Source organism: Acinetobacter johnsonii, from assembly GCF_048551975.1.
In the GTDB taxonomy this organism is placed as follows: domain Bacteria; phylum Pseudomonadota; class Gammaproteobacteria; order Pseudomonadales; family Moraxellaceae; genus Acinetobacter; species Acinetobacter johnsonii_A.
The window spans coordinates 1-22,699 of sequence record NZ_JBIMCF010000030.1 but is presented as its reverse complement, the minus strand read 5'-3'; the positions used below and the strand labels follow the sequence as shown (position 1 = coordinate 22,699).

At 39.7% G+C, this 22,699-nt stretch carries 24 protein-coding genes and 1 pseudogene; 15 read left to right on the top strand and 10 right to left on the bottom strand.

Going from position 1 to position 22,699, the window contains the following annotated elements; all coding sequences use genetic code 11:
* Positions 1-153: 153 nt before the first annotated feature.
* The 3 genes from ACG9ZB_RS15135 to ACG9ZB_RS15125 form a co-directional block, all read right to left on the bottom strand.
* Positions 154-1,206, bottom strand: a complete 1,053-nt coding sequence (locus tag ACG9ZB_RS15135) for a porin (protein WP_419326589.1) — start codon at positions 1,204-1,206, stop codon at positions 154-156.
* 272 nt (positions 1,207-1,478) lie between these two features.
* Positions 1,479-1,892, bottom strand: coding sequence for an HIT family protein (locus ACG9ZB_RS15130; RefSeq protein WP_005401222.1), 414 nt, complete (start codon positions 1,890-1,892; stop codon positions 1,479-1,481).
* Positions 1,893-1,922: 30 nt separating this feature from the next.
* Positions 1,923-2,192 carry a YARHG domain-containing protein gene (locus tag ACG9ZB_RS15125; protein ID WP_004697032.1) on the bottom strand — a complete coding sequence of 90 codons (270 nt, stop codon included), beginning with the start codon at positions 2,190-2,192 and terminating at the stop codon, positions 1,923-1,925.
* A gap of 379 nt (positions 2,193-2,571) precedes the next feature.
* Here ACG9ZB_RS15125 and ACG9ZB_RS15120 point away from each other — a divergent pair.
* A pseudogene (locus ACG9ZB_RS15120) lies at positions 2,572-3,285 on the top strand (transglutaminase-like domain-containing protein).
* A 71-nt stretch (positions 3,286-3,356) separates the two neighbouring features.
* Here ACG9ZB_RS15120 and ACG9ZB_RS15115 read toward each other — a convergent pair.
* Positions 3,357-4,229 carry an NAD(P)-dependent oxidoreductase gene (locus ACG9ZB_RS15115; protein WP_419326587.1) on the bottom strand — a complete coding sequence of 291 codons (873 nt, stop codon included), beginning with the start codon at positions 4,227-4,229 and terminating at the stop codon, positions 3,357-3,359.
* A gap of 15 nt (positions 4,230-4,244) precedes the next feature.
* Positions 4,245-5,336 (bottom strand): alpha/beta fold hydrolase, encoded by a 1,092-nt coding sequence (locus ACG9ZB_RS15110; protein ID WP_419326585.1) that lies wholly within the window; start codon positions 5,334-5,336, stop codon positions 4,245-4,247.
* 142 nt (positions 5,337-5,478) lie between these two features.
* Here ACG9ZB_RS15110 and ACG9ZB_RS15105 point away from each other — a divergent pair, with 142 nt between their 5' ends.
* The 9 genes from ACG9ZB_RS15105 (at position 5,479) to trpB (ending at position 13,157) form a co-directional block, all read left to right on the top strand.
* Entirely contained in the window at positions 5,479-6,666 is a 1,188-nt protein-coding gene (locus tag ACG9ZB_RS15105) for an O-succinylhomoserine sulfhydrylase (protein WP_419326583.1), read from the top strand.
* Positions 6,667-6,694: 28 nt separating this feature from the next.
* Complete coding sequence (locus tag ACG9ZB_RS15100) at positions 6,695-7,024, top strand: YbaB/EbfC family nucleoid-associated protein (RefSeq protein WP_004984648.1); 330 nt, start codon at positions 6,695-6,697, stop codon at positions 7,022-7,024.
* A 16-nt stretch (positions 7,025-7,040) separates the two neighbouring features.
* Positions 7,041-7,637 carry a recombination mediator RecR gene (gene recR / locus ACG9ZB_RS15095; protein ID WP_010326778.1) on the top strand — a complete coding sequence of 199 codons (597 nt, stop codon included), beginning with the start codon at positions 7,041-7,043 and terminating at the stop codon, positions 7,635-7,637.
* Between the two features lie 206 nt (positions 7,638-7,843).
* Positions 7,844-8,986, top strand: a complete 1,143-nt coding sequence (locus ACG9ZB_RS15090; RefSeq protein ID WP_419326581.1) for a ribonuclease D — start codon at positions 7,844-7,846, stop codon at positions 8,984-8,986.
* A 129-nt stretch (positions 8,987-9,115) separates the two neighbouring features.
* Positions 9,116-9,424, top strand: a complete 309-nt coding sequence (locus tag ACG9ZB_RS15085) for a YcgL domain-containing protein (RefSeq protein WP_004984643.1) — start codon at positions 9,116-9,118, stop codon at positions 9,422-9,424.
* Positions 9,425-9,446: 22 nt separating this feature from the next.
* A complete protein-coding gene (locus tag ACG9ZB_RS15080) occupies positions 9,447-9,830 on the top strand; it encodes a hypothetical protein (protein WP_419326579.1) in 384 nt (127 codons plus the stop codon).
* 22 nt (positions 9,831-9,852) lie between these two features.
* The gene (locus ACG9ZB_RS15075; protein WP_279681791.1) at positions 9,853-10,704 is read left to right on the top strand and encodes an AAA family ATPase; all 852 of its coding nucleotides are present in this window, start codon (positions 9,853-9,855) and stop codon (positions 10,702-10,704) included.
* 13 nt (positions 10,705-10,717) lie between these two features.
* A complete protein-coding gene (locus ACG9ZB_RS15070) occupies positions 10,718-11,905 on the top strand; it encodes a vWA domain-containing protein (RefSeq protein ID WP_419326577.1) in 1,188 nt (395 codons plus the stop codon).
* A 43-nt stretch (positions 11,906-11,948) separates the two neighbouring features.
* Positions 11,949-13,157: a tryptophan synthase subunit beta gene (gene trpB, locus ACG9ZB_RS15065; protein WP_419326575.1), complete on the top strand. Its 1,209-nt coding sequence runs from the start codon at positions 11,949-11,951 to the stop codon at positions 13,155-13,157.
* 135 nt (positions 13,158-13,292) lie between these two features.
* Here the strand turns inward: trpB and ACG9ZB_RS15060 are convergent, their stop codons facing one another.
* From ACG9ZB_RS15060 to ACG9ZB_RS15050, 3 genes are all read right to left on the bottom strand, one after another.
* Entirely contained in the window at positions 13,293-13,724 is a 432-nt protein-coding gene (locus tag ACG9ZB_RS15060; RefSeq protein WP_419326573.1) for a CBS domain-containing protein, read from the bottom strand.
* Between the two features lie 131 nt (positions 13,725-13,855).
* Positions 13,856-14,236 carry a DUF2750 domain-containing protein gene (locus ACG9ZB_RS15055; RefSeq protein WP_419326571.1) on the bottom strand — a complete coding sequence of 127 codons (381 nt, stop codon included), beginning with the start codon at positions 14,234-14,236 and terminating at the stop codon, positions 13,856-13,858.
* A 140-nt stretch (positions 14,237-14,376) separates the two neighbouring features.
* Entirely contained in the window at positions 14,377-14,610 is a 234-nt protein-coding gene (locus tag ACG9ZB_RS15050; RefSeq protein WP_004697075.1) for a hypothetical protein, read from the bottom strand.
* A gap of 217 nt (positions 14,611-14,827) precedes the next feature.
* On the opposite strand from ACG9ZB_RS15050, the gene ACG9ZB_RS15045 reads away from it, so the two are divergent.
* The gene (locus ACG9ZB_RS15045) at positions 14,828-15,187 is read left to right on the top strand and encodes a hypothetical protein (RefSeq protein WP_004697078.1); all 360 of its coding nucleotides are present in this window, start codon (positions 14,828-14,830) and stop codon (positions 15,185-15,187) included.
* Positions 15,188-15,563: 376 nt separating this feature from the next.
* Here the strand turns inward: ACG9ZB_RS15045 and ACG9ZB_RS15040 are convergent, their stop codons facing one another.
* Both ACG9ZB_RS15040 and ACG9ZB_RS15035 read right to left on the bottom strand, forming a co-directional pair.
* Complete coding sequence (locus tag ACG9ZB_RS15040; protein ID WP_419326570.1) at positions 15,564-17,156, bottom strand: M16 family metallopeptidase; 1,593 nt, start codon at positions 17,154-17,156, stop codon at positions 15,564-15,566.
* Positions 17,156-18,535 carry a M16 family metallopeptidase gene (locus ACG9ZB_RS15035; protein WP_419326569.1) on the bottom strand — a complete coding sequence of 460 codons (1,380 nt, stop codon included), beginning with the start codon at positions 18,533-18,535 and terminating at the stop codon, positions 17,156-17,158. The genes ACG9ZB_RS15040 and ACG9ZB_RS15035 overlap by 1 nt, the downstream gene beginning before the upstream one ends.
* 195 nt (positions 18,536-18,730) lie before the next feature.
* Between ACG9ZB_RS15035 and ftsY the strand changes: the two genes are divergently transcribed.
* From ftsY to ACG9ZB_RS15015, 4 genes are all read left to right on the top strand, one after another.
* Complete coding sequence (gene ftsY / locus ACG9ZB_RS15030; RefSeq protein ID WP_419326567.1) at positions 18,731-19,837, top strand: signal recognition particle-docking protein FtsY; 1,107 nt, start codon at positions 18,731-18,733, stop codon at positions 19,835-19,837.
* A gap of 193 nt (positions 19,838-20,030) precedes the next feature.
* Positions 20,031-20,717 (top strand): nitroreductase family protein, encoded by a 687-nt coding sequence (locus tag ACG9ZB_RS15025; protein WP_419326565.1) that lies wholly within the window; start codon positions 20,031-20,033, stop codon positions 20,715-20,717.
* A gap of 173 nt (positions 20,718-20,890) precedes the next feature.
* Positions 20,891-21,484: a nitroreductase family protein gene (locus ACG9ZB_RS15020; RefSeq protein ID WP_419326564.1), complete on the top strand. Its 594-nt coding sequence runs from the start codon at positions 20,891-20,893 to the stop codon at positions 21,482-21,484.
* A 198-nt stretch (positions 21,485-21,682) separates the two neighbouring features.
* Complete coding sequence (locus ACG9ZB_RS15015; RefSeq protein ID WP_419326563.1) at positions 21,683-22,345, top strand: DUF2057 family protein; 663 nt, start codon at positions 21,683-21,685, stop codon at positions 22,343-22,345.
* Positions 22,346-22,699: the final 354 nt, after the last annotated feature.

The following is a 22,699-nucleotide window of genomic DNA, read 5'->3' as shown; positions in this document are numbered from 1 at the left end:
ACACCCCGAATCAGACGTATGAGCAAACTAAAACCGAGCTAATTGCTTAACTCGGTTTGAAGTGGAATACTGTCAATCTATTTCAGGACAAGACAAATTCTAAATTAAAAAACACGCCGAAGCGTGTTTTTTAATTTTAAGTGGAGCGTTAACTTAGAAGTCGTAACGCATTCCTAGAGAAAGACCAAGACTGTTTTCACCCGCTACACCGCTTACACTATTTGTACGGCCTTCTTTCCATGGGGTTAGGCTTGATTTGTCATCATTAATAACCGTTGCTAAGTTACCGTATAAACGAACTGCTTTATCTAGGCGGTGCTCAAGGCCAACTGCGAGTAATGTTGAGTTTGCATCATCTGCATCGACATCACGGTAGAATACTTCACCGCGTACTAAAGTTTTTGGAGCAAACTTGTATTCACCCGCTACACCAAAGACTTGAGCATCAGGAGTAACTGTAGAGTTGTCATGTTGTAGGAATTGGTACATGCCACCTAAGTTAAAGTCAGGGGTGATTTTGTATGCGCCAGCGATACGGAAACCATCACGCTCACCGCTGGTAGCTTCTTCTTCATAGTGTTCGTATGCAGCAGCGAAGTCGACGTTACCTTCTTTATAGGTTAAAGCTAAGTCATAAGCTTTATCTTTGTCTTTAGCACCATCTTTTGTGGCATCTGGACTATTCGCTTCATGTAAAGAAAGTGCACCTAATACATTGAAACCATTGCCAAATTTAGGTGATTTATATTCGATAGTATTTGCATTACGCTCATCAAACTTCAAGTTACCTACACGTGTTACGTTACGTACGTCACCAACCATGTCACCAAAGAAGTTGATTGGACCACGTGCAGCCTTGAATGGGCTGTCAAAACGACCCACACGTGCTTGACCGAAGTTGCCTTTTAAGCCTACAAAAGTATCGCGTGTTGCAAACTCCAGATCGCTATTTGATGAACCGCTGGCGAAATTGATTTCTTGTTCAATTTGGCCGAATACAGTCATGCCATTTTCAAGCTCTTGTTCAGCTTTGAAGCCTAAGCGTGAAGAGTTTGAAGAAAGACCAACTTCGTTATAGTCAGCGCCATCATCTAGATAGTCTAAAGAAACATGCGCACGGCCATAAATTTTTACGTCAGCAGCCATCGCTAAAGCTGGTGTAAGTAAAGTTGCCCCAGCTGCTAATGCGCAAAGTGTTTTTTTCATGTGTAGCTCCAAGAAAGACTTTTTGTTGATTCGTCTATAAAAGGTTATTCAGTCGTCTTTTTATTCATCAGACTTCTGTCTCTTGGCGCTCATTATTGATTACAAATAAGTCATTAATATTAAGAGAATATTACAAAAATATTAAACAACTCAATGTCAAATGTATTTCCGCGATAAATTGTTAAGCTTGATTTTAAGAACTTAGATTATTGATCTTATTTATTTTTAGATCTAAAAAAAGGAGCCGAAGCTCCTTGATTGAATGGATGGAATTACAAAGCAGCACGAATTTTTTCTGCTTGTGCTTTGATTTTGTCTTGATCACCCATTTGTAATGCATGCTTACCTAGCTCATGTACCGAACTCGGAATGAGATGGAAATGAACATGGGGAACGGTTTGCCCAGCAGCAGCTCCAGACAGTTGCATGAGGACAATGCCTTGGGCATCCAAACCGACTTCAATGGCTTTTGCTACTTTTTGTACCACTTGAATGGTGTAGGCAGCAGCATCGGCAGGGAGGTCGAGTAAGGTCACCGCAGGTGTTTTGGGTATGACTAAAGTATGACCGTCTGCTTGAGGCATAATATCCATGAATGCAAGAACTTGGTCATCTTCATATACTTTTATGGCTGGAAGTTCACCACGTAAAATCCGTGCAAAAATGTTTTGCTCATCGTAAGCCATGTCTATTCCTTAAGTTTCGCTTAAACTGATTTACTTACAGTTCAATTCTTTTTGACGTTCTTTAATGGCGTCAAGACGTTGTTGCTCTTTTTCAGAGAATTTCGGTTTAGTGGTGTAGCAATTATCATTGCCAAATTTTGCTTTCGCTTCAGGGTCCTTAAAACAGAAACCTTTAGATGCATAAATGACATCATGATCATCTTTTAATTTTTGACACTCTTGCTCAGGTGATGCCGCAAAACTTTGCGCCCCGATTAATGTTGCAAGACTGGCAAAAACCGCTACAGTCAACTTTTTCATGAGAATTTCCTCAGTTTGTAACATTGTATGTAGTCACGCTATTACTTTATAGGGGTTTGTTCTGTTTATTCAATGGTGAGTTCTTACTCAATTGCAATTTTACTTCATAATTGCTGCATATAATACATAAAATTTATATATATCAATTGCTTTCTAAATAGCAGATAGAAATGGATATTTAAGTTTTTATGTAATTCAGCTAATTTTTACAAATTCTCTGAGGTTCTAACACTTTTAAATTTCATTAAGAGGGTCACAGTGATTCGGTGCGTCAGCTTTTTAAACCTTTAATATTCGCCTTGTCTCAAATTCTATTTCAGTCATTTTTATACGATTAGCAATGAATTTTTTTAAGTTATTCATTATTGGAGAGATGAGTATGCAAAGGCTATTAGAACAGATGCCAATTTTAGATTATTACCATCCATCGATTCAAAATTTGATTGAACAACACAAATGGGAGATCTTGATGAAGTTGATAAGGTGAGAAATATTTATAACTTTGTTCGTGATGAAGTTAAATTTGGCTATGACACGGGAGATACGATACATGAATCTCAAGTGTTAAGCGACGGTTATGGTCAGTGTAATACCAAAGCAACGTTATTGATGGCGTTACTTCGAGCGGTGGTTGTGGTGACTCGGATACATGGGTTTACCATCGATAAAGCCTTACAAAAAAATTGCAATCAAAGGTATTTGGTATAACTTATCGCCCAAGAGTATTTTACATAGTTGGGTCGAAGTTTATGTGAGTGGACAATGGTATATTTTGGAGGGTGTAATTCTTGATCGACGCTATCTAGAAAAATTACAAAGTATAAATAAGCATCAAACAACAACCTTTTGTGGTTTTGGGGTATTTACCGAGAATTTTGAAAATCCACCTATCGATTGGAATTTGAATGATACTTTTATCCAAGACAAGGGGATTAACCAAGATTTCGGTTTATTTGATAGCTCAGATGATTTTTATAATATGCATCAACAAGAACTTAGTCCGATACAGCGTATGGCTTTTAAATATGTAGTCAGACACTTAATGAATCAAAATGTCAATAAAATTAGAAATATACAAAAAGCCTCTTTATGAGGCTTTTTGTTCGGCCATAGAAATAGCTTAACTTATAATTGAAGTTAAAGTATGACTGACTATGATAAGCATTACTCTAAAGTAATTTTGCTCCATGACTCATATAGTTTAACTGCGGAAGAAAAATCGCTGTCTGCTTCAGATAAATCACTGGCAGTTTGAATTAAACTTTGAGCCAGTCCAATCACAGGTGCGGACAGTTTTGCTTCGCGGACTAAATCAACGGCAATGCCCGTATCTTTTGCTAATAGAGGGAGTGCAAAAGTAAGCGGGAAGCTGCGGTTCAGAATGCGCTGTGGTAAAACAGTTTCAGTTACGCCACTTTTACCACTCGACGCATTAATGCAATCTAATGCTTCATTTAAGTTTACGCCATGGGCTTTTAGGGTGGTAAACCCTTCGGCAACAGCACAGAGGTTCACAGCCAAAAGCATATTGTTTACGGCTTTAACTGCAAAACCAGCACCCGATTCGCCCACGTGTTTAATCAGTTTACCAAACGCTTGAATGGCTGGTAATGCACGTTCAAAAGCAGCTGTATCACCACCGATCATAACCGTAAGGGTTGCATTATCCGCACCAATAGTTTGACCACTCACAGGTGCATCTAAAAAGTCCACACCGTGTTGTTTAAGCTGTTCAGCTACTTTTTTTGCAGAAGAGGGTACACCGCTGGTGCAATCGACCCAAATGCTGCCTGCTTTAAGCTCAACTTGTGCAAGTAAGTCTTCAATATCTTGACTGGTTGGAAGGCAAGAGAAGACGATATCGGCCTGAACGGCTTGCGCAAGTTCCACCGCCTGCGTGCCATAGGCTTCTGCATGTTGTTTTGCTTTATCAAAATTGCGATTCCATACCCACACGTGTTCAAAGTGTTTAGGTAAGTGTGATGCCATGCGATAACCCATGGCGCCTAGACCGATAAATGCAACTGACTGAATCATGTCAAACCTTAGTATTTAAATTTTACTTGAACGTTCACTTAACCACTGAGCCAGTTGTGGCCAAAATTCATCGGCACTACGCTTACTTGACATCAGTCCTAAATGTCCCCCTGGGATAAGAGTAAACGTGACATCGGTGCTACTTGTCAATTGGGTTAATGGCTGAGCTGCCTCTGCTGTAACAAGTTGGTCTGTTGTCCCCGCAGCCACAAGCAATGAGCACTGTATATTTTTTAAAGCTATGCTTTTCTCATTTAATGTGATTAGTCCAGTTTTGAGTGGATTACGTAGCCAAACATTAAAAAGCATGTCTTGGTTAATGCCGCCGGGATAATCAATCATACGATTGAGAAAACCGCCAATGGTGGCATGTTCATACAAGGCTTCATGGTCATCTAAATTAAGCAGTAAGTTCTTATGACTTTGAAGCCAGCCGATAGGATCAATGATTTTAAAACCAAAAGTATTTAACCCTCCAGAGGTATGAAGTAGACGCTTTGGTATCTTGCCCTGATAAATTTGGTGTTGTAATGCTTTGCTTTTTGAAATGATTCGATTGAGATATGCAAAGAACTGGCCATTTCGCCCAGATTTATAACTGTCAATTGGACTCCCTAAAACCATTAAATTTTTCACAAAATTGGGTTGATGTAAGGCGGTATACAAGGTCACGAAAATGCCAGCCATACTCCACCCATGCAGAGAAATTTGCTCGCTGTGGCTATGTTTTAAAATGCTTTGTATACAGAGTGGAATATAATGATCAATAAACGTCAGAAAGTTAAAATGACGGTTATGAATATTTAATTTCCCCCAATCAATCACATATACGGCAAAGCCTTGCTGTTGGAAGTACTTCACCAGTGAGCGATAAGGATACAGGTCGTAAATAGACATATTGATGGCTAGCGGGACCACAAAAACTAAGGGTTCTTTATACTTACGCACTTCAGGTGCGTAATAGCGAATTTGGGTCAGATCAAATGTTTCAATCACTTCATAAGGTGTGCTTTGTGACAAAATAAGTGACTTTCCATTAAAAATGCGCGTAGAAAGATTCTTTAGTTTATTTTGATGCGTTGAAATTTTAGTTTTTAAAGAGTGCATATAGGTCTTAGATCTCAAATAAGCAGAAAGTTTGATCGAAGTCTAATCAATATTCGCGTATTTTACCTTGACCTTAAATAGCCTAGACGCTCAAAATGTTGGCAATTCTTTACAAAGGCAGTCCGTCGACTGAACCAGAGCCATGAGCCTACAAGACGAATTTGAATACCAATTAGATACCTTAGCCATTCGTACTGGGCATACGCGTAGTTTCGAGGGAGAACATGGCGAACCTATCTTTCTAACTTCATCATTTGTCTATGAAAATGCAGCAGAGGCCGCAGCAAAATTTTCAGGTCAAGAGCCAGGGAACATCTACTCGCGTTTTACCAACCCAACTGTTGCGATGTTTGAAAAACGCCTTGCAGCTTTAGAAGGTGCTGAACGTGCAGTGGCAACCAGTTCGGGTATGGCCGCAATTATGGCCGTGGCAATGTCATTTTTAAAACTAGGCGATCATGTGATTTGTTCACGTGCGGTATTCGGTTCGACCGTATCTTTGTTTGAAAAATATGTGGCTAAGTTTGGTGTAACTGTCGACTTTGTCGATTTAACAGATTTAGATGCATGGAAAAATGCCGTTAAGCCTGAAACTAAATTACTTTTTGTTGAGTCTCCGTCAAATCCTTTGGCTGAAGTGGCAGACATTCAAGCACTTGCTGATATCGCACATGCCAATGGCGCACTTTTAGCAATTGATAATAGTTTCTGTACGCCAGTATTACAGCGTCCAATTGAGTTTGGTGCAGATTTGGTGATTTATTCAGCGACCAAGTATTTGGATGGTCAAGGTCGTGCTCTTGGTGGTGCAGTAGTGGGTAGTCATAAACTACTCGAAGAAGTGTTTGGTTATGTGCGTACTACAGGGCCCTCAATGAGTCCTTTCAATGCATGGGTATTCTTAAAAGGCTTAGAGACTTTACGTTTACGTATGCGTGAGCATTCAGCAAGTGCGCAAAAGCTAGCAGAATTCTTAAATACACACCCGAAAATCGAAAAAGTGTATTACGCAGGTTTACCAGAGCATATTGGGCATGAACTTGCAGCGAAGCAACAAACAGGCTTAGGTGGGATCGTTTCTTTTGAAGTGAAAGGCGAGCGCGAAGGGGCATGGACTGTTATTGACAATACTCAGTTTATTTCAATTACAGGTAACTTGGGCGATGCGAAATCGACCATTACCCATCCTGCAACGACTACCCATGGCAAACTTTCACCAGAAGCGAAACAAGCCGCAGGAATTCGTGAAGGTTTAATTCGTGTTTCTGTTGGTTTGGAAGATATTGATGATATTATTCGCGATATAACACGTGGTTTAGACTTAATCTAATTTTTTAATTTTATGTTCGGAGATTTTAATGAACATTAATATGTTAATGCAACAAGCTCAACGCATGCAAAAAGACATGGAAAGCAACATTAAAAAAGCTAAAGAAGAGCTTGCGCAAACTGAAGTGCATGCTGAAGCTGGTGGTGGTTTGGTTAAAGTAACGATGACTTGCCGTAATGTGGTAAAACGTATCGAAATCAATCCTGAATTATTGCAAGATGATGCAGATATGATTGAAGACTTAATTGCTGCGGCAATGAATGATGCTGCACGCCAAGCAGAAGCAATCACTGAAGAGCGTATGAAAGCTGCGAACTCAGGTGCAGGCTTACCACCGGGTCTTGCTGGTTTATTCTAATTAAGGAATACGTATAGTGTTTAGCGATCGTTTTGATCAATTGGTACAAGCTTTACGTATTTTGCCAAGTGTTGGGCCGAAATCGGCTCAGCGCATGGCGCTTCATCTGATTATGAAAAATCGTGAAGGGGCTGTGGGTCTTGCACATGCTTTAAACGAAGCCACCAGCTATATTCACGAATGCAGTTTGTGTCACTCTCTAACTGAAAACGAAGTTTGTGATATTTGTATCTCGCATGAACGTGACGATCAACTACTTTGTGTGGTTGAGTCTCCCGCAGATGTGATGGCGATTGAGCAGAGTGGCAGTTTCCGCGGTAAGTACCATGTATTGGGTGGGCATTTGTCTCCACTTGATGGTATTGGGCCTGAAGAAATCGGCATTCCTTATCTAATCCAGCGTTTAGGCGATGGTAAAGTAACAGAAGTGATTTTGGCGACCAATGCGACGGTAGAAGGTCAGGCCACAGCGCATTATTTGGTTGAGGCAACGAAACATTTACCGATACAAATGACGCGTATTGCACAAGGCGTACCACAGGGGGGCGAACTTGAATATGTCGATAGCCATACCTTAAGCCAAGCTGTACATAATAGAATGCGAATGAAATAAGTATTTCGATACTTGTTTCATTTTTTAGTTGAGCTACAAGATTGGAATCTTGAGTAAGATAAAAAAAATATTAATTTGAATCTAGTTGGATAAAAAAATCACAAAAAACGGCAAATAATTAAAAAACCCTTAGAAATCTTGATAGCTAAATGATCTTATTCAGGTAAGATAGCCCAAAGAGCATCTAGCATTAGACGCAGTAGGATATGTTTCAGTTTATTCAGCAGCAACAAGACTTAACACCAGTCTTAGAAAAAATGGATCGTAACGAAGTCTATGGACTCGATACAGAATTCATCAAAGTCGATACCTTATGGCCAAAGTTAGGCGTATTTCAAATCAATGTCGAAAACAATGTGTATTTACTCGACGGTACGACACTCGATTTAACTGAATTTTGGAATAAACTTTTTCGTGCACAACAAAATGTCTTTCATGCATGTAGTGAAGATATCGACCTGATTTATCACTATGCACAGCATAAAACCTTAAATAATGTATTTGATACCCAAGTGGGCATGTCATTTTTAGGACATGGTCTACAAGTGAGCTATCAAAATGCACTGAAACAAATGTTGGATGTCGATATCGATAAAGGTGAAACCCGCTCAAACTGGTTGGCCCGGCCATTAAGCCCTGCACAATTGAGCTATGCGGCAAACGATGTGCTGTACTTGATGAATCTCTCAGAAAAAGTTAAACAAGAACTTGATTCAAAGTCACTCCTAACCTTTGCTCTTGAAGACTGTCAGCATCTGACGCAAGAAATCGCGACAGAAACGCCTTTGAATTTACTCTATCAAGATATCGGTAACTATCGACATTCACGTCGTCAGTTAATGCAACTGCAGCAGTTGGCTGTATGGCGTGAGCACATGGTGAAAGCGCTAAATACACCACGTAGTTTCATTTTGAAAAACTCAAGCATGATTGATTTGGTTGAGAAAAATCCAAAAAATGCTTTTCAGTTATCGGGTGTAAAAGACATACGTCAAAACGTCGTCCGCGAGCACGGCAAAACCATTTTAGATTTGGTGAAATTCTTGCCTGAGCAAGCAGATTGGCCACTACGTATGGCACGTCCGATCCGTCATTCTTCAAAAGATGTGGGGGAGAAGATTGATCACTTAATTCAAAATGTGGTCAATGAAACCAGCATTCCTAAAGAAGTGTTGATGCGCAAAAAGTGGATGAACGCGCTGCATCAACATGTGGTTTTTCATAATGATGAGCAAGACTTGCCTGATTATTTATTAGGTTGGCGCTATGATTTGTTAACCCAACCTTTAATTCAACTCCTACGCCGTGATGAAAGCTATCTTTCAACGCAAATGAAAGTCATGGATTAATAATTAATCAATTGGTCTGAAGTTTGAATATTTATACAAAATCACGACTGATGCGTTAATCATGACTAATGTCAGCTGCTTTTATTTGATGTATCCTGTGGCTTGAGTTATTTGAGTGCTGTTTTAGATATGCAATGTTCTATTTATAAATCAAGCAAAAAAGATGAAATGTATCTTTATATTGCTTGTCCAACTGAAGCTGATCAAGCCGCTGAAGATTTTAGCCCATTGAATGTTTTACCTGAAGCTGTTCGTGTTGCATTTGGTCGAGCGACTTTTGTGATGTCATTAGAGCTGAGTGAAGCGCGTAAATTGGCCCGTGTAAATGTATTGCATGTCATGGATTCGATTCAAACTCAAGGCTTTTTTCTACAAATGCCGCCAGAAGGATTAATCAATCCGAACGCTGCGGCACCAGAAGGCCTTCGTGGCGCATAAACCATAATTCAGGAGTTGCACCGTGGATAGTTTTCTTTCAATGCTCGATTCAATTCCTGAAGACAGTATTGCTGTCACAGTTTACCTTTTGGGCAGTTTGCTGATTTTGTGGTGTTGGTATTCCATTGCCATACGCCTTCCGAAGCTGTTGGGTGGCATCACATGGATGATGATCTTTGCCATTTTATTGACGCCAACGGTTTCCGAAGGGCCAAACTCATCGATTGCACCGGCTATTTTTGGCTTGCTTTTCGGTGTGTTAACGAAAGAATCAGCACTCATTTGGTCAAATTTGTCACTGATTCTCTTTGTCATGGGTGTGGGGCTTGTGATCGGTTTCTTTTGGTCAAAATATGTGGCTAATAAAACCAAAGTAGTTGTCAGTAACAATCATTCACCGCTGTAATTAATAAAAATAAGGTTTAATCATGTCTGTTGAAACACAACAATTTACGGGTACAGATCAGTACATCGCTACCGATAGTTTAAAACTTGCTGTAAAAGCTGCACGTAGCTTACAAAAGCCTTTATTGGTCAAAGGTGAGCCAGGTACGGGTAAAACTTTACTTGCTGAACAAGTGGCTGAGAGCTTAGGCTTAAAATTATTGACTTGGCACATCAAGTCAACCACAAAAGCCCAGCAAGGTTTATATGAGTATGATGCGGTTTCACGTCTACGTGACAGTCAACTGGGTGACGACCGTGTTTATGACATTAAAAACTATATTAAACCGGGTAAATTGTGGGAAGCGTTCACCAGTGAAGAACGCTGTGTTTTATTGATTGATGAAATTGATAAGGCAGATATTGAGTTTCCAAATGACCTATTACATGAATTGGACAAGATGTCTTTCTATGTATATGAGACGGGCGAAACCATTACAGCATCACAGCGTCCAATTGTGATTATTACTTCAAATAATGAAAAAGAACTACCAGATGCATTTTTGCGCCGTTGTTTTTTTCACTATATTGAATTTCCAGACGAAGCGACCATGCGTGAAATTATTGATGTTCATTTTCCGCAAATTTCAACTGCATTAGTCAATGAAGCATTACAAGTTTTCTTCAAATTACGTCAAGTTCCGGGTCTAAAAAAACCACCATCAACCTCTGAGTTGATTGACTGGTTAAGCTTGCTGATGGCAGATGATATGCCAGAAGATGTACTGCGTAATCATGATAAGTCTAAAGCCATTCCACCTTTATATGGCGCACTCATTAAAAACGAACAAGATGTGCAGTTGCTTGAACGTTTAGCCTTTATGTCTCGTCGCTAAAGGAGAAACACGCATGTTTGTGCGCTTGTTTTATACCTTACGCAAATACGGTGTTCCTGTCTCGACGCGTGAACTGATCGATCTGAATGAAGCTGTTGCTTCAGGTTTGGTCTTTGCTGATCAAGAAGATTTTTATCAACTCGCCAAAACGATTATGGTGAAAGATGAACGCTTCTTTGACAAATTTGACCGAGGGATGAAAGACTATTTTGATGGGATTTCAACTTTTGATTTAGATGATCTAATGAATAAAGTTCAAAAGTTACCGAAAGACTGGTTTGATTTAGAGCTGTTAGAAAAGCATCTAACTCCTGAGCAGCGTGAAGAATTAAAGAAAGCCGGTTCATTAGAAGAACTCATGAAAATGCTGGAAGAACGCTTGCGCGAACAGCATAAGAAACATCAGGGTGGTAACAAGATGATCGGCACTGGAGGAACGTCTCCATTTGGTGCTTATGGTGATCATCCTGAAGGGGTGCGTATTGGTGGGCCGGGACGTAAACGCTCTGCTGTAAAAGTTTGGGAACAACGTAAATATCAGAATTTGGATGATGATCAAATTCTAGGAACACGCCAAATGCAAATGGCATTGCGTCGTTTACGTAAGTTTGCTAGACAAGGTGCTGCTGAAGAGTTAGACATCGACGGTACAATTCGTGAAACAGCGAAGCAAGGCATACTTGATGTGCAGCTCGTGCCTGAGCGTCGTAATCGTATTAAGGTGCTGATGTTGTTTGATGTGGGTGGATCGATGGATTCACACATTGCGCAATGCGAAAAACTGTTTAGTGCGGCAAAAACTGAGTTTAAAACCTTAGAATATTTCTATTTCCATAACTGTTTATATGACTATGTTTGGAAAGACAATGTGCGTCGCTCAAGCACCCGTATGAATACGTGGGATTTATTCAATACCTATGGACGCGACTATCGTGTAATTGTGGTTGGAGATGCCTCTATGGCACCTTATGAACTCAATTCTGTGGGTGGTTCGGTTGAATATATGAATGATGAAGCAGGCAATGTCTGGCTACAGCGTTTACGCAATCATTTTGAAAAAACATCATGGTTGAATCCAGAAGAAGACCGTTATTGGCATTACACCCATACGATTGGTTTGATTAAGCAAATTTTTGAAGACCATATGTACCCAATGACCCTCAAAGGCGTTGAGGATATGACTAAGTATTTAGCACGATAAAGCTGGAAAGAAAGCACATTTAAAGAATAAGGATCATAAAAAAATGGATCATCAAATTAATGGTATTGCTTTGCCGAATGAAGCGGGCTTTTTTGGGAACTATGGTGGTCAGTTTATTCCACCTCACTTAAAAGCGGCAATGGATGACATTAAAGTCGCTTACGAGCAAATTCGTGCGACAGAAGAATTTCAAACTGAACTTGCTGAACTGTTTGCGCACTATGTTGGTCGTCCAAGTCCGTTGTTTTATGCAAAACGGTTATCTGAACAGTTGGGCGGGGCGCAGATCTATCTTAAACGTGAAGACTTAAACCACACAGGCGCACATAAAATTAATCACTGTTTGGGTGAAGCGCTGCTTGCAAAATATATGGGTAAAACCAAAGTGATTGCAGAAACGGGTGCGGGCCAACACGGCGTTGCACTAGCAACCGCCTGTGCTTTGGTCGGGATTCCGTGTGAAATTCATATGGGGCAGGTGGATATTGAAAAAGAACATCCCAATGTCGTCAAAATGAAAATCCTTGGAGCAACACTCATTTCAGTAACACGTGGTACTGCAACATTGAAAGATGCTGTGGACAGTGCTTTTGAAGAGTATTTAAAAGATCCAACCCATTATATCTATGCTATTGGGTCGGTTGTTGGTCCACATCCATTTCCAATGATGGTGCGCGACTTCCAGTCGATTATTGGTAAAGAAATTAAAGAGCAAACCTATGAACGTTTTGGTGCGAACCCAGATTATGTGGTTGCATGTGTGGGTGGCGGTTCAAATGCTATAGGGGCTTTTACCGCATTTTTAAACGATGCAGATGTGAAACTGATTGGTGTAGAGCCTGCTGGTCATGGTTTAGATACAGACATGCACTCGGCAACCTTAACTTTAGGTAAACCAAGTCAAATTCATGGTATGGCGTGTTATGTACTTGAAAATGATCAAGGTGAAGCGTTACCAGTACACTCAATTGCTTCAGGTCTAGATTATCCTGGCGTCGGGCCTCAGCATAGTCTGCTGAAAGATTTAGGCCGTGTTGAATACACCACTGCGACTGATCAAGAGTGCTTGAATGCGTTTATGCGCTTGTCACGTGTTGAAGGGATTGTTCCTGCGCTTGAAAGTTCACATGCCGTAGCATGGGCGCTTCGTGAAGCTCCCAAGTTGGCCAAAGATATTAAAATTGTGGTGAATGTATCTGGTCGTGGCGACAAAGATGCAGACTATGTCGCTGCAAAATTAGGTCTGAACTAAGTTTTAAGCCTTTCATATTTACATATAAGAATCCCTGCTTAGTGCAGGGATTTTTATATGGTTTCGGTTTTATTTTTTATCATTAGTAGCCAATGCTGAGTATAAGTTCATGATTGGACACGTAAAAATTAAAACTTAACCTGAAATATACTGTTGTAGTTGCTCAATCAGTTTCTTTTGATCATCCATTGCCGCTTTCACCAAGTCACCAATAGAAATGAGTCCCAATAATTGATCTTGTTCAACCACAGGCAAGTGACGTAGGTGGCGATCTGTCATCAGGTCTAAACATTCTTCAACCGTAACTGCTGTTGTGACCGTCAGTACTTTTGCTGTCATAATTTCATTGACTGTGGTTTGCTTTGAAGTACGTTCCATCAACATGACTTTGCGCATATAGTCACGTTCGGACAATATACCTACAACGCGTTCTTCGTGTGTGACCACAAGTGCACCAATGCCTTTATCTGCCATAAGTGAAATTGCTTCAAGAACCGTGGCTTCAGGGCTGATGGTGTAGATTGCTTGATGTGCTTTATCTTTTAATACTTGAGCAACATTGGTCATAGGGCATATCCTCAGTTGTGGTTATTGTTTTATATTTAAATTAGCGAGATTTAAAAAAAAAGCAAATACTTTACAGTCATAGCTCTCAATAAAATAATAAGTTAATTGAACTTTATTGTTCTCAATGAGCCTTAAGCTGGCGCTAGAATAGGGCCATTGAAGAAAAAGTGGCGCATTTGAGACGTACTGAGCTTCATGCGTTTTGTGCCGTTACACAGCGCTGGTGTGACTTTTAAACGTGATAGAGTAGGCAGTAATGCGCTCTGGAAATCCTGCGACGTGATTTTTTTAGGAATATAGTTTGGCCAGTGCAATTGAGCATATTGGTGTGCGTGTAAACCGTTGAGCCAAAAAGGGAAAACATAGTCATCATGATCTGAGGTCATCGCCCAGCCTTGCTGTTCAGTGTTGTAAAGCCCCCAAAGAATACCGCAGTACATCATGCCTCTTAGAATATTGATTTTTAAATATAAATGATTTGAAATCGGTTGTAGTTTCAAAATTTTGTACATAGCGTTATGTCATTAAGGAACATGACGCTATTTTAAATAATTAAGATGAAAGTTCAGTGTAAGCTTTGCATAACTATGTAAATAAATATGTCATATCAAAATGGTAGGCTCAAAAAAAACGCCACCTAGGTGACGTTTTATTATGCTTTCATGGTGGCAAGCTGTTGCCAGTATTGTGCTTTAAGCGAGTCACGTTCTACGCGGAAACCTTGATAATAAAGTTCTGCTAAAAACAGTGCTGCTTTACCGTGGCCTGCGCGTGCAACGCTTTCTAACTGTTGTACTGCTTCTACGAAGTTCATTTGTGATTGAATGGTGTTTACTGCATCCGCATACGCATGTTCTAAGTCATGATGAGAGATTTGTTGAATCATATTAAGCTCCTTATTCTAATTATGATCACTTAAAGGTATTTTTACCTTTAGATATAAATATCACGCTAATGTTAAATATTTATTACAAATTGCTGGAATTGTCAAATATATTGTCGAGTATTCTTCATCTTATTTTGTTTACATGATTAAACAATGAACAATCAAAAGATTGAATATGATAATAAAACAGGAAACTGTATTTCATAAGGAGAATAACATGACAAATACATTAGACGGTTTTGATTTTGATATGCCTCCAACTGTTTCTCAAATTGTAGCGTTGGCGCAATATCACCGAACACTATTAGATGAAGCAGTTTTCCATCAAGAAATTCATCTTGGTGATTTTTGTTTGGCACAACGTAAACGAGTTTATGATTTCACACGTCAGCTTGATGAAAATCAACGGGCTGATTTTTATGAAACATACAATGGAGAGCTAAGACGTATTGCAGATGACGATCCTGCACACCCTGCAGATGCAGAAAATGGTGTTGGGGCTTTCGCCATTATGATTGCATTGGGGGTAATTGCCTTAGTGCTCTATTTTGCAGTTATTCGTAGCATTGTTGGTTAGACTTCTGCTTCACAAACAATCTGACTTGCTGAAATTATGTCCTCTTTAGCATTAATGGGGGCATTTTTCAGCATTTCAACTTGTGATTATGCAATTCGCTACTTACACTAGTTTCACTAGAGGTAGGTTATGCACATTGCGATCCAAAAAATTCTTAAATTAAAATCACAGATTACACTTGTACAAATTTATAATGGTTTGATGGCGTCGATCATTATGCTTATTGTCATTTTATCGAGTATCGCTTTATCTCGGCCCATTTCCCCAAACCAATTTGAAAATGTAAGTCGCTTATCTCATCAAGCGACTTTCCCAGAAACACAAGAGATGGCTCAAGATCTGGTTTTGGAAAACCAGATTTCCTATATTGATTACTTTAGACTAATGCAAGCTCATCAGTTTGAGCAGAATCGGGCGAAGCAGCTTCCGGCATTGGCTCCGGAGGTTCAATAATCGCAGGAATTTGATCAGGATGAGGTATGCTTTGCTTAATATTCGGGTCAAGATTCAATTCTAAAATATGTCGAAGTTGCTCTTTATCTAAAGCATTACTGACAATCACGAGCGTAAGACTTTCAGGGTGAATGTGTTTACGTATCGCATTTTGGACATCTAAAGGCGTGATCGCAGCTAAACGTTTTGGGTAGTCGGCTAAATAATTCGCATCTTGCTGATAAAACCCTATAGAGCCAAGTTGCGCGTTGATGTTTGCATTGCTGCTATAGCTGTTAGGTAGACTGCGTAACATACCAGCTTTGGTTTCTTCTAACTGCTGTGCATCAATTGGTTGATGGACAAAGTCAACTAGGGCTTTATGCGCCACTTGTATGCTGTCCATGAGCTGATCTTGCTGGGTTGAATAACTTAGACTAAAACTTCCAGCCGCTTGGCTAAATGTAAAAGCACTGTTTGCTCCATAGGTGTATCCACGTTTAACGCGTAGTTCTTTCATTAAAATGGAGCTAAATCCACCCCCACCCAACATACGGTTAGCTAGTTCGAGCGCTAAACGATCAGGATCATCCCGCGTGGTTGATAGATGTCCCATGGTGACATGGGCTTGAGTTGAATTAAACACAATATGTTGAATATCAAAGTTAGGTTTATCTTGTGGTAGAGCAAGTGGCTTTACTGCTTCACCTTGTGGGAGGGCTTCACTTATTCGTTCAGCCAGTTTCTGTGCTTGTTTCACACTGAGTTGGCCTGTCAGTGCAATATTCATATTTTGACTAACCAAAAACTCATCTCTGAATTTTTTTAAGTGCTGAGTCGTAATTTTTTTAATACTGCCATTGGTGCCTGTAATCGGTTCAGCATAAGGGTGCGAACCGTAGAGTGCGCGATAAAAGCGAATACTCATCAATCGACTCGGACTTTCTTTCAATTGTTTCTGCCCCACTTGTGTATTGCTCACCATCAAACTAATACTGTTATTTTTAAAAGTAGAGTCTTTTAATACTTCAAGCATCGTACTTACCGCAGCATCTAGTTTTTTAGGGTCAGACAATGAACGCAGTCGAACCACAAACATGTCACGGTGTGCAGCTACACTAAAACGAGCCCCGACTTGTTCAAAGGCATTCGCGATTTCAACTGCATCATGTTGTGTGGTGCCTTCATCGATAAGTTGTGCCGCCATATTAGCAACACCATATAGGCCTTTTTCTACTTCTATATCTCGTGCAGAGCCTGCATTAAAGGTAAGTTGAATATCGACCATGGGTAAGGCGGGTGACTCAACAAATAGACTTCGAACTTTGTATTTGTTCTTAAGTTCATGTACATGTGGTGCTGTATAAAGGTCACTGGTTTGAACTTGTTTTAAGCTTTGTAGAGAAGCAATAGACTGTAATGTACGTGGGTCATCATTGCTAATACTGCTTGTATTTACATCTGCAATTACATTGGTAGTGCAAAAGGTAGACATGGTAATAAATAATAGGTGAAAGATTGTCTTTTGACTTTTCATTATTTTGTGGGCTTCTTTTCTGGTTGAAGGTACAACGTACTTAAGTTATCTCTGATAAAAGCAGTTTGAGCAACGTGCTGAATATCTTCAGGTGTAACCGCTTCAAAATGCTGTGGAAGCTGATCCATTAGCCGATAATTCAAGTCATTCACGGCTAAGTTTCCAATCATCTTTGCTTGCCCGACTATGTCATCTTGACCATAAATTAAGTTTGCAACTAAGCGTGTGCTAATCCGTTCAAGCTCCTGTGGTTGAACAAGTTCTATTTTGAGTCGCTCAATTTCATATTCAATGGCTTTTTGTAGCTCGGGAAGTTCCACGCCAGTGACTGGAAGTGCAGAGATACTAAATAGACTGTCTCCACGGTTATAAGGGTCATAACTGACACTCAGTGCAGTCGCTAATTTTTTGTCACGTACAAGGCGCTGTTGTAATCGAGAGCTGATCCCGCTATCTAATAAGCTTCGAATAAGTGTGAGTGCATAAACATCTTCTGGATTACTTGCTGTTGCAAGCGATTTCACATTCCAAGCCATATATAAATTTGGCACCTCAACATTGGTATTTTGCTCCATGTGGCGGTAACCAATGTTCTCAAACTCAGTCACATCATTGCGTACAGGTGTTGGATGACTTTTGATGTCGCCAAAGTACTTTTGAACTTGTCGGAGCGCGGATTCTGCATTGACATCACCGACAATCACCAAAATCGCATTGTTTGGGCTATACCATTTTTGATACCACTGTTTTACGTCATCTAGACTGATGTTTTGCAAATGTTTCATGTGCCCAATGACGGGTTGACGATAGTGGCTTGTGGGATACGAAATCCATTTGAAACGTTCGAAAGCGAGTGAACGTGGGTTGTCATCGGTACGCAGGCGTCTCTCCTCCATCACCACTTTAATTTCAGGGTCAAAGTCTTGTTTCCGTAGTAATAGATTGCGCATACGATCGGCTTCAAGCTCTAGAGCCATCGGAAAGTAGGTTTTTGGATAAAGCTGATAGTAATTGGTGTAATTGGTAAATGTTGCTGCATTTACTGTGCCGCCATAGATTCGGCTCAAGCGACTGAATTCGTCATTGGGAACTTTGGATGTGCCTTTAAACATCATATGTTCTAGTACATGAGAAATACCCGTTATATTTCCAGACTCATCAGTGCTACCGACTTTGTACCAAATTTGGGTCATGACCATTGGGGAGCGATGATCTTCACGGATAATCACCTGCAAGCCATTGCTTAAAGTGGTTTCAAAACTACTGCGGGTAAGTTCACTGCGTATTTGTGCATGGGTAGTTATAGGTAAACAAAGTAGAGTTAAACCCAGTGCAACTAAACTTTTTTTATAAGAATGCGTGACTAATAAGTGATGCATATAAAATTTGGGCTCAGGTTGAAGTGAAGTTAAAGCATTTCAATAAATAACCATTCTTAAAAAAAATGCGAATTAGATCAAGCCCCAGAAGTATTGATTTGTTAAGTGTTTACATAAAGTATTGTTGCTAAGCGAAAGCCTATCTTTTATGGTAGAATCCGTCTTTTTTAACGCAGTGCTTTTCAAGGATTCGGCATGCAACAGCAATCTAATGAGCAGAACAAATTTTTGATTGATGCTGATATCGGGGATGACGATGTCACACTTCCAAGTTTACCTGTGGTCAATGTGCCAATCGTTGAAACAAAAGAGCAAACAGTTGTTAGTCCAGTTGTGGTTGCTGAAACAAGTGCAGAAGAAGCAGATGTATCTGTAAAAGGCGGTTTCTTTAGTCGCATGAAAGAAGGGTTAACCAAAACCCGTAAAAACCTTGCCGATGGTATGGTCAATATTTTGATCGGCGGTAAGGAAATTGATGATGAGCTGCTTGAAGAAGTTGAAGAACAGCTTCTAGTAGCCGACATCGGTGTAGATGCAACGAAAACCATTATTACCAACTTAACTGAACGTACTGCACGTGGCGATTTAATTTACTCGCACTCACTATATAAAGCACTTCAGGAAGAGTTGGTGGCTTTACTAGCACCACGTGTGAAACCTTTACATATCGATCCGAATAAAACACCTTATGTAATTTTGGTGGTGGGTGTAAACGGTGTGGGTAAAACCACAACCATTGGTAAATTGGCAAAACGTTTACAAGGTGAAGGCAAGAAAGTGATGCTTGCTGCGGGAGATACTTTCCGTGCGGCAGCGACTGAGCAGCTTCAAATTTGGGGTGAACGTAATAATATTGCCGTAGTCGCCCAAGGCCATGGTGCTGACAGCGCTTCTGTCATTTTCGATGCATTTGAAAGTGCGCGTGCGAAAGGTGTTGATGTCTTGATCGCAGATACCGCAGGTCGTTTACATAACAAAGGTCATCTCATGCAAGAGTTGACCAAAGTAAAACGTGTCATGCAAAAAATCGATGCGACTGCGCCACATGAAGTTATGTTGGTGGTCGATGCAGGAACAGGTCAAAATGCGATTAATCAAGTAGAAATGTTTGATGAGGCAGTTGGCTTGACAGGCCTGACGATTACTAAACTCGATGGTACTGCGAAAGGTGGTGTACTATTTAATATTGCTAGTCGTACGCATGTTCCAATTCGCTTCATTGGTGTTGGTGAGAAAATTGATGATTTACGTCCTTTCTCTGCAAAATCCTTTGTTGCTGCTTTGTTCGAAACAGAGAAATAAGATTGAACAGTACAATTTTAAAGTGTTAGATCAGTCACATAAACTCCGCTAAATGCGGAGTTTATTTTTTGATTCAATTTGTTTGTTTTAAAAACAAACATTTAGGAATCACGTAATGAATATAAGTGATTCTCCTGAGATTACACTAGCGCCTAACACAATAGGCATCACTGTACATTTTGGGGAACACGGTATGACTTTATTACATAAAATTGGACAAGTTCTAACAACGGATTTAACCAAAGACTTAAAATTTAAAAAAAATCACGCAGAAGACCTAAAACAAACCACATTTATAGATCAACTAAAAAAGCGCCGTAGTATTTATGCTTTAGGAAAGCGTGTGCATTTAAGTCAGGTGTATTTAGCTGAATTGATCCAAGAGGCTGTGCGAAGTTGTCCTTCGGCGCATAATTCACAAAGTACTTGTATTGTGATTTTAATGGGCGATGCGCATCATCATTTTTGGAATGTTGTAAAAGAAGTGCAGCGTAAGTTAGTCCCCGCACATATTTTTGCTGGTGCAGAACTGAAGGTTGATCAATGCTCGGCAGGGTTTGGCACAGTTTTATTCTATGAAGATCAGCAGATCATTCAACAATTACAAAAGAAAATTCCTTTTGATGCGGCAGAATTTCCAGTTTGGTCAGAGCAAGTTTCAGGTATGGCCCAATATGCTGTATGGACTTGTTTAGCAGATGCGGGTTTGGGTGCTTCATTACAACATTATAACCCGAGTATTGATGCTGACATTTCCAAGGTTTTTGAGATTCCAAAACATTGGCTGTTACGTGCGCAATTGGTCTTTGGTTCGATAGAGGAAAAAGCTGCTGAAAAAGAACATTATAAAGATGAAGAGCGCTTTATGATCTATGCATAATGACACGGAATAATCTTTAGTCGTTCCTAGATCAAGTTTTGTATTGCTATGGCATATTGTTCTATTTTTAAGACACTATGTCGCTGAATTAAGCATGTTCAAATTCAAAATAATAGCTATGATGAATATGAATCTGCATATAACAAGATCGTGAGATCGCTGAGGAAAATAACATGTCATTTTTAGACCACATCAAACAACGTCGTACCATTTATGCTGTTGGTAAAAATGTTGCATTAACACCAGAACAAATTGAATCTGTAATTAAAGAAGCGGTAAATCACAGTCCGTCTGCATTTAACTCACAGACTTCCCGTATAGTGACTTTGTTTGGTGAGTCGCATTTACAGTTTTGGAATATCGTGCGTGAAACTTTACGTAAAATTGTTCCAGAAACTGCTTTTGAAGGCACAAATGCAAAAATTAATAGCTTTGCTGCGGGTTATGGCACTGTTTTATTTTACGAAGACCAAGATGTTGTAAAATCATTGCAGGAACAATTTGCGCTTTATGCAGATAATTTCCCAGTGTGGTCTGAACATTCTTCTGCAATTGCTCAATTTTCCGTATGGACTGCGTTATCTGAGCAAAATATTGGCGCGTCATTACAGCACTATAATCCGATCGTAGATGCAGAGATTGCAGAAATCTTCGATATCCCCGCAAATTGGAAACTTCGTGCACAACTTGTTTTTGGTTCGATTGAAGCACCTGCAGGTGAGAAAACCTTTATGGCGGAAGCGGATCGCTTTAAAACATTCAATTAATCGCTAGTCATTAAAATGAAAAAAGAGCAGAGTAAGTCTGCTCTTTTTTTGTTTAGTGATTTATCTTTAAAACATAAAAGCTTAGCACTATATATTGTACTGCTGAGTTGGTTCTAAGCTCAGCAATTGTCATAAAATTGTCATTTATACACTGCATAGTGCAACTAAACTTTAATAAACCATCGATAGAGTGTAAAAATGACCTTACGCATAACCCTTGTAACAGCAGCATTGATGTTGAGTACTTCAGTATTTTCAGCAGTGACTATTACTGCTCCAGAGGAAATAAAAATTGAAGGGTTAAATGGGCAAGAGGTTAAGAGTCGTTTATTCAGTTCTGACAACAAATATAACATTGATGCTGGTGAAAATATTATCAGTGTTCGCTACACCCAGTTTTTTGAAGAGCATCCAGGTATTGGCTCCCACGATATCGTTCGCTCAGGGATTGTAAATATTAAGACCCCAATTTTACAAGACCAACAGTCTTACCGTTTGGCGCTGATCAATCCTCCGCAAAACCATGATGATGCCAAGGCTTATGCTAAGCAGCCGATCTTTGGTCTATACAATGCCAAAAATCAGTTACTGGTTGAGCAAAAGGGCAGTAAAACTCAAAATGCAGGTATTCTTCAAAATCTATTTACTGATGCACCAACCGCTCTAACTCAAAAAGAAACGACAGTGGTACAACCTGCACCGGTCTATACGTCACAAGCTGTTGTTGCGAAAGCTGGTACATATAAACAAAAAGATTTAACAAGTTCTGGTAATGCTCAACAATTAATTAATACTTGGAAAAGTGCATCTAAATCTGAACGTCAAGCCTTTATGGCTTGGCTTGCTGAACAAGCACAGTAGCTGGTACATTCTAAAAAAAACAGCGTTAGCTGTTTTTTTATTTAGATAGCGCATTTATATGGCAGATAACTTGATAATATTGGCTATAATTTAATCTAAAACGTATGTTTTGTTTTAAAAATAACCAGTCGAATGGGTTTTTTGAATTATTTGTTTAAATGCACTTGCGCTGCAAATAAAAATCTATACAATACGCAGCACACCAACGCAATGTAGTGAATAACTTAAAGCGAAGGTCTTGCTGATGACGAATCAGTAAGAAGATCATTAAGAGATTATGAAGAACAACTTGTGTGGATTTTTACTGATTGATCGATCGAAAATATTTCATTGATTGAATGGTAAAAATTACTC

What these genes read in the sequence shown, in the direction of transcription:
- ACG9ZB_RS15135 (WP_419326589.1), bottom strand. Translation starts at nt 1,206, where the DNA reads ATGAAAAAAACACTTTGCGCATTAGCAGCTGGGGCAACTTTACTTACA.
- ACG9ZB_RS15130 (WP_005401222.1), bottom strand. Translation starts at nt 1,892, where the DNA reads ATGGCTTACGATGAGCAAAACATTTTTGCACGGATTTTACGTGGTGAA.
- ACG9ZB_RS15125 (WP_004697032.1), bottom strand. Translation starts at nt 2,192, where the DNA reads ATGAAAAAGTTGACTGTAGCGGTTTTTGCCAGTCTTGCAACATTAATC.
- ACG9ZB_RS15115 (WP_419326587.1), bottom strand. Translation starts at nt 4,229, where the DNA reads ATGATTCAGTCAGTTGCATTTATCGGTCTAGGCGCCATGGGTTATCGC.
- ACG9ZB_RS15110 (WP_419326585.1), bottom strand. Translation starts at nt 5,336, where the DNA reads ATGCACTCTTTAAAAACTAAAATTTCAACGCATCAAAATAAACTAAAG.
- ACG9ZB_RS15105 (WP_419326583.1), top strand. Translation starts at nt 5,479, where the DNA reads ATGAGCCTACAAGACGAATTTGAATACCAATTAGATACCTTAGCCATT.
- ACG9ZB_RS15100 (WP_004984648.1), top strand. Translation starts at nt 6,695, where the DNA reads ATGAACATTAATATGTTAATGCAACAAGCTCAACGCATGCAAAAAGAC.
- ACG9ZB_RS15090 (WP_419326581.1), top strand. Translation starts at nt 7,844, where the DNA reads ATGTTTCAGTTTATTCAGCAGCAACAAGACTTAACACCAGTCTTAGAA.
- ACG9ZB_RS15085 (WP_004984643.1), top strand. Translation starts at nt 9,116, where the DNA reads ATGCAATGTTCTATTTATAAATCAAGCAAAAAAGATGAAATGTATCTT.
- ACG9ZB_RS15075 (WP_279681791.1), top strand. Translation starts at nt 9,853, where the DNA reads ATGTCTGTTGAAACACAACAATTTACGGGTACAGATCAGTACATCGCT.
- ACG9ZB_RS15070 (WP_419326577.1), top strand. Translation starts at nt 10,718, where the DNA reads ATGTTTGTGCGCTTGTTTTATACCTTACGCAAATACGGTGTTCCTGTC.
- trpB (WP_419326575.1), top strand. Translation starts at nt 11,949, where the DNA reads ATGGATCATCAAATTAATGGTATTGCTTTGCCGAATGAAGCGGGCTTT.
- ACG9ZB_RS15060 (WP_419326573.1), bottom strand. Translation starts at nt 13,724, where the DNA reads ATGACCAATGTTGCTCAAGTATTAAAAGATAAAGCACATCAAGCAATC.
- ACG9ZB_RS15055 (WP_419326571.1), bottom strand. Translation starts at nt 14,236, where the DNA reads ATGTACAAAATTTTGAAACTACAACCGATTTCAAATCATTTATATTTA.
- ACG9ZB_RS15050 (WP_004697075.1), bottom strand. Translation starts at nt 14,610, where the DNA reads ATGATTCAACAAATCTCTCATCATGACTTAGAACATGCGTATGCGGAT.
- ACG9ZB_RS15045 (WP_004697078.1), top strand. Translation starts at nt 14,828, where the DNA reads ATGACAAATACATTAGACGGTTTTGATTTTGATATGCCTCCAACTGTT.
- ACG9ZB_RS15040 (WP_419326570.1), bottom strand. Translation starts at nt 17,156, where the DNA reads ATGAAAAGTCAAAAGACAATCTTTCACCTATTATTTATTACCATGTCT.
- ACG9ZB_RS15035 (WP_419326569.1), bottom strand. Translation starts at nt 18,535, where the DNA reads ATGCATCACTTATTAGTCACGCATTCTTATAAAAAAAGTTTAGTTGCA.
- ftsY (WP_419326567.1), top strand. Translation starts at nt 18,731, where the DNA reads ATGCAACAGCAATCTAATGAGCAGAACAAATTTTTGATTGATGCTGAT.
- ACG9ZB_RS15025 (WP_419326565.1), top strand. Translation starts at nt 20,031, where the DNA reads ATGACTTTATTACATAAAATTGGACAAGTTCTAACAACGGATTTAACC.
- ACG9ZB_RS15020 (WP_419326564.1), top strand. Translation starts at nt 20,891, where the DNA reads ATGTCATTTTTAGACCACATCAAACAACGTCGTACCATTTATGCTGTT.
- ACG9ZB_RS15015 (WP_419326563.1), top strand. Translation starts at nt 21,683, where the DNA reads ATGACCTTACGCATAACCCTTGTAACAGCAGCATTGATGTTGAGTACT.